This window comes from Desulforapulum autotrophicum HRM2 (assembly GCF_000020365.1).
GTDB classification, from domain to species: Bacteria; Desulfobacterota; Desulfobacteria; order Desulfobacterales; family Desulfobacteraceae; genus Desulforapulum; species Desulforapulum autotrophicum.
Map to the genome: position 1 here is coordinate 5,458,628 of NC_012108.1, position 13,093 is coordinate 5,471,720.

9 protein-coding genes are annotated in these 13,093 nt (G+C 50.7%); 4 read left to right on the plus strand and 5 right to left on the minus strand.

Translation table 11 applies throughout. The annotated features are described in order from the left end of the window. From HRM2_RS23930 to HRM2_RS23945, 4 genes are all read right to left on the minus strand, one after another. Positions 1 to 3,114: an efflux RND transporter permease subunit gene (locus HRM2_RS23930; RefSeq protein WP_015906592.1), complete on the minus strand. Its 3,114-nt coding sequence runs from the start codon at positions 3,112 to 3,114 to the stop codon at positions 1 to 3. A gap of 48 nt (positions 3,115 to 3,162) precedes the next feature. Beyond that, the gene (locus HRM2_RS23935; RefSeq protein ID WP_015906593.1) at positions 3,163 to 4,236 is read right to left on the minus strand and encodes an efflux RND transporter periplasmic adaptor subunit; all 1,074 of its coding nucleotides are present in this window, start codon (positions 4,234 to 4,236) and stop codon (positions 3,163 to 3,165) included. A gap of 369 nt (positions 4,237 to 4,605) precedes the next feature. Next, positions 4,606 to 5,328: an acyltransferase gene (locus HRM2_RS23940; RefSeq protein WP_015906594.1), complete on the minus strand. Its 723-nt coding sequence runs from the start codon at positions 5,326 to 5,328 to the stop codon at positions 4,606 to 4,608. A gap of 7 nt (positions 5,329 to 5,335) precedes the next feature. After that, positions 5,336 to 6,376, minus strand: a complete 1,041-nt coding sequence (locus tag HRM2_RS23945) for a prenyltransferase/squalene oxidase repeat-containing protein (protein WP_015906595.1) — start codon at positions 6,374 to 6,376, stop codon at positions 5,336 to 5,338. A gap of 348 nt (positions 6,377 to 6,724) precedes the next feature. On the opposite strand from HRM2_RS23945, the gene HRM2_RS23950 reads away from it, so the two are divergent. From HRM2_RS23950 to HRM2_RS23960, 3 genes are all read left to right on the plus strand, one after another. Next, positions 6,725 to 9,133, plus strand: coding sequence for a 3-hydroxyacyl-CoA dehydrogenase/enoyl-CoA hydratase family protein (locus HRM2_RS23950; protein ID WP_015906596.1), 2,409 nt, complete (start codon positions 6,725 to 6,727; stop codon positions 9,131 to 9,133). Positions 9,134 to 9,145: 12 nt separating this feature from the next. Then, the gene (locus HRM2_RS23955; RefSeq protein WP_015906597.1) at positions 9,146 to 10,324 is read left to right on the plus strand and encodes a thiolase family protein; all 1,179 of its coding nucleotides are present in this window, start codon (positions 9,146 to 9,148) and stop codon (positions 10,322 to 10,324) included. 118 nt (positions 10,325 to 10,442) lie between these two features. Continuing rightward, complete coding sequence (locus tag HRM2_RS23960) at positions 10,443 to 11,126, plus strand: thermonuclease family protein (protein ID WP_041273483.1); 684 nt, start codon at positions 10,443 to 10,445, stop codon at positions 11,124 to 11,126. Positions 11,127 to 11,128: 2 nt separating this feature from the next. On the opposite strand, the gene HRM2_RS23965 is transcribed toward HRM2_RS23960, so the two are convergent. Further along, positions 11,129 to 11,920, minus strand: coding sequence for a formate/nitrite transporter family protein (locus HRM2_RS23965; RefSeq protein ID WP_015906599.1), 792 nt, complete (start codon positions 11,918 to 11,920; stop codon positions 11,129 to 11,131). A 224-nt stretch (positions 11,921 to 12,144) separates the two neighbouring features. Here HRM2_RS23965 and HRM2_RS23970 point away from each other — a divergent pair, with 224 nt between their 5' ends. Further along, positions 12,145 to 13,035 carry a LuxR C-terminal-related transcriptional regulator gene (locus tag HRM2_RS23970; RefSeq protein ID WP_148214703.1) on the plus strand — a complete coding sequence of 297 codons (891 nt, stop codon included), beginning with the start codon at positions 12,145 to 12,147 and terminating at the stop codon, positions 13,033 to 13,035. Positions 13,036 to 13,093 lie beyond the last annotated feature (58 nt).

Below are 13,093 nucleotides of genomic sequence, written 5' to 3' on the forward strand. Positions count from 1 at the left end.
TCAGACGGCGACCCTGCTCTTTTCAAACCCGATGAAAAAGGCCAGCAGGGCCGGAATTACAAACAGGGTAAAGACCGTTGAAACGGCAAGTCCGCCGAGCAATACACTTCCGATACCCCGGTAGAGTTCGCTGCCCGAACCCGTTGCAAGGACAAGGGGCATGAGACCGAATATACTGGTGAATGCGCTCATGAAAATAGGGCGTATCCTGGTTCTGACCGATTCAGAGATCGCCCGCATTCCGTCCATCTCCCTGTTTCTGACATTGTTCAACGACTGGTGAACAATGAGAATGGCATTGTTCACCACCGTTCCGATAAGGATAATAAACCCCAGCATGGTGAGAACGTCAAGGGGCTGGGGAGCAATGTATGCATCCACAAGCCTCAGACCCGCAAGGCCCCCTGCGGCAGCCAAAGGAACGCTGAACATGATGATCAAGGGATAGAGAAAGTTTTCAAACAGGGCTGCCATCAGAAGATAGGTGATCATGAGGGCCAAAAGCAGATTCCACTTAAGGGCGTCAAAGGTGTCCACAAGCTTGTCTGCATTACCGCCAAGATCCAGGGATATGTTTTTGATTTCACCCGATGCCAGAAGATTGTCACAGGTGGATTTAATGGTTTCAATGGCCGTCTGGAGGGGTACGGAAACAGGGGGCGTGATCTCAAGACGGATATTGCGCTTTTTTTCCAAACGGTCAATCTGGGTCATGCCCGTGTCGTACTTAATCGTTGCCACATCCCCCACCCTCACCTGGCGCCCAATGTTATTGATAATGGGCGCATTTAGGATATCCTCGGGGGTCTTGAATTGGGCTTCCGCTCCCCTGAGCACCAGATCAATGCGGTTCTTGCCTTCGGGACCAAATTCACTTATTTTCCTGCCGTTCATCAGGACATCCACGTACACGCCAAGCTCCTGCTCGGTCAGGCCGCTTGCGGCAAGCTTTCGCTTGTCGGCAATCACCTTTCCCTCTGGGTAGGAGATTTCAAGGGAGGGAACCGGTCTAATCTGGGAACCTGGAACCGCCTGGGCCACCGCTCCAAACAGCACCCTTCCGGCATTGACGATCTCGTCCATCTCCTCACCGGAAATGTTCAAATCCACAGTACGACCCTTGCCGATGCCCGATTCAAAGATTCCCGGCTGGATGCTGATGCCGAACATACCCGGCAAGGAGTTGATGATCCGGTTGAGTGCCGGGATAAACCGTTTTGCCTCGGTTTCATACTCTTCCGTTGCCGAAAGCCCGAACCCTGAAAGAAAATCCGATGAAAAGTAAAACATGTTTTTAATCAAGGGAAGGTTGTGATCCCCGGGTTTTCTGTATTTATCGGTCTGTTCAAACAGGTACTCACCAACCTCACGTCGCTTTTGGGCAGAATAACCCGGCGGTGGAACCAGTATGGTCATGATAAAATTCTGGTTACCCTGGGGCAGGTACTCGGCCTTGGGCATCAGGACCCAGGCGCTGGTAATGGAAAGCGAGGTGAATACGATGATGCAGACGAGACGCGTCAGCACATTTTTCTGGAAAAAGTTTGACACAGACATGATCCGGAGCACAAAAAAACCGCCCAAAGCCTTTGTCAGGCCAGGTTTCCCACTGCCAGAGGATAATTTACGATTCTTGTAGAGAAAATGCATGAAAGAAGGAATCACAGTGACTGAAACCAGAAGGCTCAGGACAATCGATGCGGTGATGGCGATGGCAATATCCTTGAACAGCTGGCCTGCCTCCTGTTTGATGAAAATAACGGGCAGAAACACGGCAACCGTTGTGAGGGTTGAGGCGACAACTGCACCAAACACCTCATTAGCCCCGTGGAGCACGGCGTCAAAGATCTTCTTGCCCGTTTGAAGCTGGCGGTCAATATTTTCAAGCACCACAATGGAGTTGTCCACCAGCATGCCAACGGCAAAGGAAATCCCGGCAAGGCTCACCACGTTAAGATTCCTGTGGAGCAGCCACAAGAAAATAAAGGTTCCAATGGCTGAAATGGGTATGGCAAGGCCGATGGTGATGGTGGATCGAAGACTGCCAAGAAAGATCAGGAGGACAACGATGGCAAGCACGCCGCCGATCATGACATTTGTTTTCATGTTATCAATGGATGTCAGGATATAGGGGGCCTCGTCATGGGCCCAGTCGATGAAAAGATTTCGGCTGGCCAGCACATCGTTGTTAAGCCGGTTCACCTCGGCCCTGACCCTGTCTACAATATCGATGACGTTGGCACCCTTCTCTTTTCTGACACCAACCACAATGCCCTCCCGGCCGTCCTGCATCACCGAAACAAACTGGGGCTCATGGCCAATGGATGCCGTTGCCACATCCCTTAAAAAGACCCGCTTGATGCCGTCGTCATAGACCACCACATCCAGTGGATCCTGGTCATTCTGGAATTTTGCAACGGTTCTAATCCGGTAATTTTTCCGGTCAATACCAAGAACGCCTGCCGACACATCTCGATTGGCCGTTGTTATCTTGGAGATAATCTGGTTGATGGTGATGCCCCTCTGGGTCATGCGTTCAGGATCAATGATGACCTCCAGCTGGTCCTCGGTTCCACCAAACACCAGCAGGGAAGATACGCCCTCAATACGCTCCAGGTACTGTCGGATTTCGTTCTCAAAAAAAGTCCGGTGTGTCAGGATAGCCGTGTCTTTGCCCTTAATGGTCTTCATGACCATCCAGATGATGGGCTGGGAAGAACCGCCCGAGCTTGACAGCACAGGCCGCATGACATTGTCCGGGTACTCGTCAACCTCATTGAGTTTGTTGGAAACACGGAACAACGCCGTGTCAATGTCGGTCTCAAGGTCAAAGGTCAGGGTGATGGTCGCATAGTCGTTGTAGGAGGAACTCTCCATCTTCTGGAGGTTCTGGAGGCTCTTTAACTTATCCTCCTGTTTTTCCACCACCTCGCTCTCCATGTCCGTAGGGCTTGCCCCAGACCAGACCGTCTGGACCTCTATCTCGGGAAGATCCGTATCTGGAGCCAGCTGAACCGGCAGTCGTGTAAGGCCGATCACACCAAACAAAACGATGAGAATCACCATGACCGCCGTTGTAACGGGCCTTTCTATTGCACTTTTAATGATATTCATAATTAAATGATTTCCACTGTTAGAACCACAACTGCTCCTGGTTTGACATCAGTTGATAATTGTAACGGCCTGGCCTGGTCTCAAACGGGCGTTCCCATCCACCACCAGGGGCATACCCGCCTTAAATCCCCCGGAGGCAATGGCCACATGATCTCCCACATAGGCGAGGATGGTGACGGGCATGGGTGTGGCTTTACCATCGGCCACGGTGTAGACCATATTCTGGCCGTTGAAGTTGACCAGGGCATCCCTTGGCACAAGGAGCATGTTCTTTTTTGAGGCCACGGGCATGGACACCGTGGCCGACATATTGAGCACCGGGTTTTCAAGCTGGGGGAGCTTGACCTTGACAAACACGCTCTTGGTCTGGGGATCGGCCACGGGAATGACCCCGTCAACGACCCCCATCAGCCTCTTGCCAAGGGAATCAATGGAAACCTCAACCTGTTCACCCTTTTGGGCAAATACAAGAAAATCTTCTGAAACCGGGACCTTGACAAAAAGATCATCCATGGAACCCATGGCGCAGAGCCTGGAACCCTGGGAAACCCAGTCCCCCTTTTCCGCAGTCTTTTCAAGGACCAGACCGTCAAACGGCGACCGAATAACACTCTTGGCCCGTTTAAGCCGGGCAAATTCAAGCTGTTTTTCAAGGATGACCGTCTGTTTGACAAGCTCTTCTTTTGAAAGCAGAATATTGTCATACTCTGTTTCACTCACCGCCTCCTGGTCGAACAGGGTCTTGTAACGGCCAAGGTCCTTTTCTGCCTTAGCAAGGCGAACCCTGACCTGGTCCATCTGGGCCAGGACAGATTCGATCTCGTTGTCGATGAAGTCTGTGTTCAATCGAAACATCACGGCCCCCTGTTTCAACCGGTCGCCCTCGTTGAAATGAACCGAACTGACAAGCCCGCCCACCTCGGTGGAAAGGTTGCTCACCCGATCAAAAAAAAGGGTTCCCAAAACCTTGGTGCTTTCAGCAACGACACGTTCAATCACAGGGGCCGTGACCACCCTTGCCGGAGGGGACGCCGCCCCATCATGTGCCATTGCACCTTCAAGGCCCGGTACCATGAGCGAAACCGCCACCACCATCCAGATCAACCCGTTTTTGAGTTTCATCTTAATTCATCCTTTTTATTTTTTTACTCAACTTTCGGACTTCAACTTTGATGATCGGGTCAGGCTTGTGTTCTTTGAGGCTGAATCTTTTATCAGGCTCCATGCCTTTGACAATATCTTGCCCCCTTTCTAAGCCGAATAAAAATGCAGTTCAGCTCCAAACGAAGGGGATGAGCCGTTCAGCAACGTCAAGGATTTTTATTTTTGTATCTCGTATTTTGTAAACCAGCGTCCGAAATTGCCACCGATTAAAACAACGATTGAATGCCTAATTTAAACATTGTTTGATTTTTTGTCAAAACTGTGGGGAGGTGGCAGAAAGAACAGAGATCTGGGATGCCTGGTTTTCACACCCGCCACCCCCGGTGGCTACTCTTTTCTGGAGGGGAAAAAAAGCTGCTTGAGCCACCCAAAGTAAGTGTTCGCCTGGAGCATGGCCCTGTCCTGGTTGTCCAGGAGCATGGAGATTTTATCCACATCGGAGAACCGGTCCTTACGGGTGGTGATGGGCTGGTCTGGATCAAGGGTACGGATCACCCGGGCAGGATTGCCAACGGCAATGGCGTTGGCCGGGATATGGGAACTGACCACGGCGCCGGCGCCTATAATGCTGTTCTCTCCAATGGTGACCCCCTTGCACACAATGGCGCTGTCGCCGATCCATACATTTTGCTCAAGCCTCACAGGGCATGCCTCGGCAGGGGGCAGGCTGCGATCATAGATACCGTGCCAGTCAGAATCGGTGATATAGGCGTTGCTTGCGATCATACAGTTGTCTGATATAAGAATCTCCCGGGCCGCACTGATCCTGACCCCAGGGGAGATGAGAACATGGTCACCGATTTCAATCCCCCTGACATCAGGCTTGTCGGTCCATACGGTGAGCCTTGTCTTTTTGTCTGAAGCGCCGAGCAGGGTCACATTGGCACCAATGGTGACCGGAGCGCCAAACACCTCAATGTGCCAGGGTTTAACCACATAGGGATTGGGGCCAAGGCCTTCGAGCTGGGGTTCCAGAAAATGGTGGAGATAGAAATTCTGAAAGCTGAACCACGCCTTTTTAACAAGATAGGGACGATGATCTTTTCGCACGCTAATTCTACCCCTTGAACCTGAAACCGTCCCAGGCATCGTGGCTGAAAAGCCGGGATGCAGGGGTTATGGTGTAAAGGGCGTCGGCCGCCATCAACACCACGGCATTGGTCCACGATATTTTTTCTTCGGGCCAGACGGTCATGTCTGGAAAGGTGTAGCCACACCAGAAGGTATCGTCGTCAAACACCCGCTCCTGAATCCAGGAAAAAACCAGCCTGGCAAGCCGAAAATTGCCCATGGCAGCAACGGCGATGACAAACTCCGAGGTCTCAGCCATGGTGACCCAGGGCCGGTCAGACACGCATCGAATGCCCTGACCTTCGATCACATATTTTTTCCAGTACCGCTCAATGCGTTTGACCGCAGCATCACCCCTGAGTGCCCCTGACAGCACCGGATAGAACCAGTACATGGAAAACCGGGATTTGCTGATATTGTAAATGTGAATATTATCCCGGATCGTTGCACCGAGCTTTTCAAAGGCCAGCTCCCACCTGGGCTGACGCTGGCCGACAAGTTCGGCAATGGCAAGGGCGCATTTGAGACTCATGAAAATAGAACTTGCACCGGTCAACAGCGCCATGGGATCTATTTTTCCCTGGGGGCTCTTGGCCCAGTATATCTCTCCCCGGTCCGTCTGAAGGCCCACGGAAAAATTGATTCCCTGTTTCACCGTTTCCCACATGGATTCCACGAACGGCAAATCTTTGCGGACCAACCAGTGGTGGAACATTCCCGTTGCCAGATAGCTGCTCATATTGGTTTCGCAGGTCCGGTCTTCAGGCTCGCCACTGATATATGAAGAGTACCATGACCCGTCCGGGTTCTGACGTTCAGCCATCCACCGATAGGCAAGGTCGGCTTCTTTATAAAAACCTGCAATGTTGAGACCCATTGCCGATTCCACATGGTCCCATGGATCGGTCTTACCACCCGTGTGCCAGGGAATTTCTCCGGTATTTCTCTGCAGGGAGACGATGAGATTCGCCACTGAGCCAATATTCAGTGAAGGGCACTGCCTTGCCTGGAAAGTATCAAACTCCATTACATTCTCCCCATATGGTAATCGTCCTTGAAATTAATAAGGGCAAATCAAATAGGGAGTTAATACCAGAACCACCGGTTAAAGGCAAGGCGTTACGGCCGCCCACTCATGAATTATAATTCATGTTGTTTATTTTTTTCGGTACCGGGGTCATTTTTTAGACACCCGGGGTTAAAAACCAAAGGTGTGAAATGCTAACTTTCTGAAATTGAAAGAGAATGGATAAATGATCCTGAATCGTATAAATAACAAAATCACTTGACATTCCATGGGCAACTCTGTTAATCAAAAATGAATGCTCATTCATAAGTTGGTTGCATGGTTCTAATTTATATACAGGAGGGAGTCATGGTAAGAAAGATCAGAAAGGCTGCAGTGATCGGGTCAGGAATAATGGGTGGCGGAATCGCCGCCCTCCTTGCCGGTGCTGGAGTTAATGTACTGCTTTTGGACATTGTTCCGTTTGATTTAAAGGACGAAGAAAAAAGCGACCCAGCAGCAAGAAACAGAATCGTAAAGGCAGGCATGGACGCAGCCCTTGCCTCTGCACCATCGCTGTTCATGACCAAAAAAGACGCCGCACTCATCACCACGGGCAACCTTGAGGACGATTTTGACAAGCTTGCAGAATGCGACTGGATCGTTGAAGTGGTTGTGGAAAACCTGAAGATCAAACAGGCGCTATTTAAGAGGCTCGAAGCAATCAGAAAGCCTGATGCCATCATCAGTTCCAACACATCCGGTATTCCCCTCAAGGATATGTCAGCCGGTCTCTCCCCTGAGTTCAAACAGCACTTCATGGGAACCCATTTTTTCAACCCCGTCCGCTATATGCATCTCCTTGAGTTGATCCCTGGGGCTGAGACCCTTCCCGAAGTTCTGGCTTTTGTCGCCAAGTTTGGCGAAAAACACCTTGGCAAAGGAATTGTCTGGGCCAAGGATACCCCCAACTTTGTGGGTAACAGAATCGGTGTACAGGGTATTGGCAAGGTCATGCAGCTGATGGTTGAAGATGGCATGACCGTTCCCGAAGTGGATGCCATTTTTGGTCCGGCCCTTGGCCGACCCAAGACTGCCATTTTTAAGACAACAGACCTTGTTGGTCTTGACACCATGTCCCATGTCTGCCAGAACTCCTATGATCTCTGTGTTGATGACGAACAGCGAGACGCCTTTGTCGTTCCTGAGTATGTCAAAAAAATGCTTGAAAAGAAACTCCTCGGCAACAAGACCCGGGCAGGTTTTTACAAGACAGATCTGACGCCTGAGTGGAAAAAAATCAGAAAGGTGATCAACCCTGCCACCCTTGAGTATGAAGACCTTGTAAGACCTTCGTTCCCCTGCCTGGATGCAGCCAAGAAAAAAGCAACCCTTGCCGAAAAGATTGTCTGCGTTCTCACGGGCGATGATAAGGGCGCCAAGTTTGCCTGGAAAATGGCAGCCAACAGCTTCCAGTACGCAGCCAACCGGATTCCCGAGATTTCAGACACCATCATCGAAATCGACAACTCCATGAAATGGGGATACAACTTTGAGATGGGCCCCTTTGAAGTGTGGGACACCTACGGGGTGGAGGCCGCAGTTGAGAGAATGAAGACTGAGAACCTTGAGGTTCCTGCCAATGTGATGGCCATGCTTGCCGCCGGCAACAAGAGCTTTTACAGGCTTGAAAAAGGCGTCAAAGAGTTCTACGACTTTGCCTCAGCATCCTATAAGGCCGTTCCCGTGAACAAGACCATGGTTTCCCTTGCCGCGGCAAAGGGCAACAACAAGACGGTTTTTGAAAACGGTTCAGCCAGCCTCATCGACATTGGTGACGGCGTATTCTGTATCGAGTTCCACACCAAGATGAACGCCATTAACGGTGAAATCGTTGACACCATTGACCAGTCCCTGGACCATGTGGATGCCAATGGTGTCGGCCTGGTCATCGGCAACGAGGCAGGCGGAATGCCCGGTGCATTTTCCGCGGGCGCCGATCTTGCCTTTGTGTCCAAACTCTGCCACGACAAAAAATACGCTGAAATGGACGCCTTCCTTAAAAAGGCCCAGGATGGTATCCAGAGAACCAAATATGCCCCCTTCCCCGTGGTTGCCGCTCCCTATGGAATGGTACTTGGCGGCGGATGCGAGACTTGCCTGGGTGCCGACAGGATTGTGGCCCATGCGGAGCTTTTCATGGGACTTGTGGAAATCGGCGTTGGACTGCTTCCCGCAGGTGGCGGCTGCATGAACATCTGGAAAAAATTTGTCAGTGCCCTTCCCGCAGGAACGGCCAAGGACATGGATCTTGCAAAATTGTTCATCCCAGCCTTCATGAACGTTGCCATGGCAAAGGTTTCCATGTCAGCGGCCCAGGCAAAGGGCAACGGCTACCTGGGACTTGCCGACAGAATCGTATTCAACCGTGACAATCTCATTGGCGAAGCCAAGAAAGAAGTATTGAAAATGGTTGACGATGCCTATGCACCCCCTGCCAAACAACGTCTCCTTGTGATGGGAAATGCCGGCCAGGGCATGGTCAACGGCGAACTATTCAACCTGCTCTGCGGCAAAATGATGAGCGAGTATGATGCCTTCCTTGCCAAACGTATCGCCTATGTCATGAGCGGCGGTGATGTCAACAAAAACACCATGGTTGATGAGGAAGCAATCCTCAAACTTGAACGTGAGGCTTTTGTGGACTTTTCAAAAGAGGAAAAGACTGTGGCAAGAATCGACCACATGCTGAAAACCGGTAAACCGCTCAGAAACTAAAGGAGAAATCAGATGAAAGATGCATATATAGTACAATCAATCAGAACCCCGGGCTGCAAGCAGAGGAGGGGTCATTTCAAGGAGACCCGGCCCGAGGAGCTGATTTCATTTATCCTCAGGACCCTTGTTGAGAAAACAGACGGCGTCACCCCCGACGACATTGAAGATGTCATGTGCGGGTGCTCGTTTCCAGAAGCAGAGCAGGGGCTCAACATCGGCAGAATCGGCGCAAAAATGGCCGGTTTTCCCGACAAGACTTCGGGTGCCACAGTCAACCGTTTCTGCTCGTCGGGTCTTGAGGGCATTGCCCTTGCATCTGCAAGGGTTTCCATGGGCTGGTCAGAGATAGTCATCGGCGCAGGGGTTGAGTCCATGACCTTTGTACCCATGGGCGGCAACGTACCCCGTCCCCATCCCGAATATTCAAAGACCGACCCTGAAATGTACACCTCTATGGGTATCACGGCCGAGAATGTGGCAAACCGCTACAAGATCTCCCGCCAGGAGCAGGATGAATTTGCCTCTAAATCCCAGGCAAAGGCCGCACGGGCAAGGGACAACGGACTGTTCACCGAACTCATTCCCACCCCTGCCTACCGGTATGTGGAGCAGGCTGACAAGACCTACAAAAAAGAGCAATTCATCGTGGATGCCGACGACGGTATCCGGGAGTCCACACCCGAGAGTCTTGGTAAACTTCGCACGGTGTTTGCCGTAAACGGAAGCGTCACGGCCGGTAACTCCTCCCAGACCACGGACGGTGCTGCTGCCTCCCTGATCGTGTCCAAGGAAAAATGCGAAGAACTCGGCCTCAAACCCATTGGAAGGCTCATCTCCTACGCAACCGTGGGCTGCCGGGCTGACGAAATGGGCGTGGGTCCCAGATACGCCATTCCAAAGGTGCTTGAACAGGCCAATATGACCGTGGACGACATGGACATCTTTGAAATCAACGAAGCATTTGCCTCCCAGGCCATCTACTGCATCCGGGAATTGGGCATTAAAAAATACATGGACAAGATCAACATCCATGGTGGTGCCATTGCCCTGGGTCATCCCCTGGGATGCACAGGTGCCAAATTGACCGCAACCTGCCTTGCCAACCTTAAGGAAGTCAAGGGTCGCTACGGTATTGTTTCCATGTGCATTGGCGGCGGTATGGGTGCTGCTGGAATTTTTGAGAGATTCTAATCTCCCGGACAAAGGTGTTTAACAATTAAACAAGAGGCTGTTCCCGCAAGGGAGCAGCCTCTTTTTGCTTGACGATCCGTCACAAACCCTCAATACTTGAAAATATCGATTCCCACCCATGACCGGGAGATCCGTTCCCATGATCAAAGGTATTTTCACCTTTCTCGTATTTTTCATGATGACAGCCCCATGCATGGGGGACATTTACCTGTGGACCGACACCAAAGGCATACGGCACTTCAGCAATGTTACCCCCCCATCATCGGCCGCCACCCGGAAAACCATCGAAGAAAAAACCAGCCATCCCAGGGTTGCCATTGACGTTCCACAAGGTCCTCTGTTTAAGGTGCTGGCCGTATATGACGGGGATTCAATCAAGGTTCAGGGGACGGGTAAAGCATCAGACAAAGGATCGGCCCTCACCTTCATGGTCAGACTGGTCGGCATTGATGCCCCTGAAACAAGTTATAGACGACGGCCAGGCCAGCCCTTCAGCCAGGAGGCACGACAGATGCTTTCAAACCTTGTGGCAGGCAAAACAATCACCCTCAAGTGCTATGGCATGGACACCTATAACCGCCAACTTGCCGAAGTTTTTGCAGACGGGATCAACGTAAATATGGCACTCCTTACAGCTGGAATGGCTGAGCGTTACAGGGGGTATCTTGTCAAAGGACTTGACCCGGAACCATACAGACGTGCCGAGGCTGCTGCAAAAAAGGCATACAGGGGTGTCTGGGGCCTTGGCGGCAACTACCAAAGCCCCAGATCCTGGAGAAAACAACACCCCAGAAAAAAATAGCCTTATTCTGTAACCCTGTGTTCATACACATACCAGTATAAAAAACCGACAAAGAAACTTCCCCCCACAATGTTTCCCAGGGTAACGGGTATCAGGTTAACAACAAAAAATTGAGTCCAGGTAACCTGGGCACCCTGAAAAATACCCAGGGGGATAAAAAACATATTTGCAATGGAATGCTCAAACCCCAGGGCCACAAAGGCCATAATGGGAAACCAGATGCCCAGAATTTTTCCTGTTACATCATCGGATGCCACGGCCAGCCAGATGGAAAGACACACCAGCCAGTTACACCCGATCCCCCTTAGGAACAACACCCAGAAACTGGCCGCCACCTTGCTTTCTGCCACGGCCAGAGTAAATCCCAGCCAGGGCTCGGGTGCGACCAGGTGGGTCTGGTAAGCAAGAAAGTATGCCACAAAAAGCGCCCCCAGAAGGTTCCCGCAATAGGAAAGAAAAAGGTTCCTGAGCCATAAAATCCAGGAAATTTTTCGGGAAAGAACCCCTGGGATGCTGACGGCCGTGTTGCCCGTAAAAAGTTCAGCCCCGGCAATCACAACCAGCATGAGTCCCACTGGGAAGACGGCCCCGAAAATAAAACTCTGGAGCCCAGGATTCGCAGCCTTGATCCCAGGCAGGCCCCCTCCGACCTTAATGGCGAGCAACCCCCCAAAGGCGATGAATGCACCGGCCATGAACCCCATGATCAAGGTCTTGTCAAACCCCATTTTAACCTTTGTCAAACCGGCAATGTTCACAGCTCTGACCACTTCACTGGGAGATCTATAAACCATTTATTTTCTCCAGCTTTTTAACAGTTATCACATTTCCCAGCATTGTTGCTGGAAGAGCAACTGTTGTATTTTCAATTTTTACAAATTAGCTTTGCAAAAACAGCACCATGGCGTAAAAAAAGGTTAGGGTTTACACCGGAATAGATTTAAGGTTAAATTAACAATCTATATTTTAACTTTATATCTAAGGAACAGAAGTGCCAATTGGAACCGATGGACATACAGTGAAGGATTCAACCTGTGACGGGCAACTTTTGTTTTCCAATGAACTGCTTCAAACAATATTTAATTCCCTGTCAGCCCATATCGCCATTCTTGATGAAAGCGGTACCATCCTTGAAACCAATGCCGCCTGGAAAAACTTTTCCCTAGCCAATGGCCTTCCAGAAGACTTCGATTTTAGACAGATGAACTATCTGAACGTGTGTGAAACGGCATCGGGCGAAAACGTTGAGGAGTCCCGAGCCGTTGCCCAGGGCATCAGAGCGGTCATGCACGGTGAAATAACTGAGTTTCTCCACGATTATCCATGTCACTCTCCCGAGGGTCCCCGCTGGTTCTACATGCGCGTTGTTTTAATGCACAAAAACGGCCCCAAACGGGTGATTGTCTCCCATGAAGATATCACCCAGCTAAAGCTTACCCAGGAGGCATTGACCGAAAATCAACATCATCTTAATGATAAGAATCAAAGCCTTAAAGAGGCAAACGTAGCCCTCAAGGTGCTGCTTCACCAGAGAGAACAGGACAAGGCGGACATGGAAAAAAAATTCCTCGTTAATGTAAAAACCTTGATCATGCCCTATATCGATAAGCTCAAACAGGAACGACTCAATGAAAGACAGAGCACCCTGGTCAATATTGTAGGAGATCATTTAACTGACATTATTTCACCCATGGTGCAAAATTTCTCCAACGCCGGTGTGATGCTAACCCCCCAGGAGATGCAGGTCGCATCTTTGGTCAAAGACGGCAAAACCACCGCTGAAATAGCCGAAATCCTTTTTGTTGCAGAGGCAACCGTCAGTTTTCACCGAAAGAATCTACGCAACAAGCTTGGTATCAGAAACAGACAGGCCAATCTCAGGTCTTTTTTATTGTCCATGTCACAATGATGGTTTTACCCCCCCACAAGCCCCCCTATCACCCCCTGTTGTAAAAACCGTCATTCGG

Bases quoted from the DNA above. Each gene is read 5' to 3' on its own strand.
- HRM2_RS23930 (WP_015906592.1), bottom strand. From the start codon at position 3,114: ATGAATATCATTAAAAGTGCAATAGAAAGGCCCGTTACAACGGCGGTC.
- HRM2_RS23935 (WP_015906593.1), bottom strand. From the start codon at position 4,236: ATGAAACTCAAAAACGGGTTGATCTGGATGGTGGTGGCGGTTTCGCTC.
- HRM2_RS23945 (WP_015906595.1), bottom strand. From the start codon at position 6,376: ATGGAGTTTGATACTTTCCAGGCAAGGCAGTGCCCTTCACTGAATATT.
- HRM2_RS23950 (WP_015906596.1), top strand. From the start codon at position 6,725: ATGGTAAGAAAGATCAGAAAGGCTGCAGTGATCGGGTCAGGAATAATG.
- HRM2_RS23955 (WP_015906597.1), top strand. From the start codon at position 9,146: ATGAAAGATGCATATATAGTACAATCAATCAGAACCCCGGGCTGCAAG.
- HRM2_RS23960 (WP_041273483.1), top strand. From the start codon at position 10,443: ATGACCGGGAGATCCGTTCCCATGATCAAAGGTATTTTCACCTTTCTC.
- HRM2_RS23965 (WP_015906599.1), bottom strand. From the start codon at position 11,920: ATGGTTTATAGATCTCCCAGTGAAGTGGTCAGAGCTGTGAACATTGCC.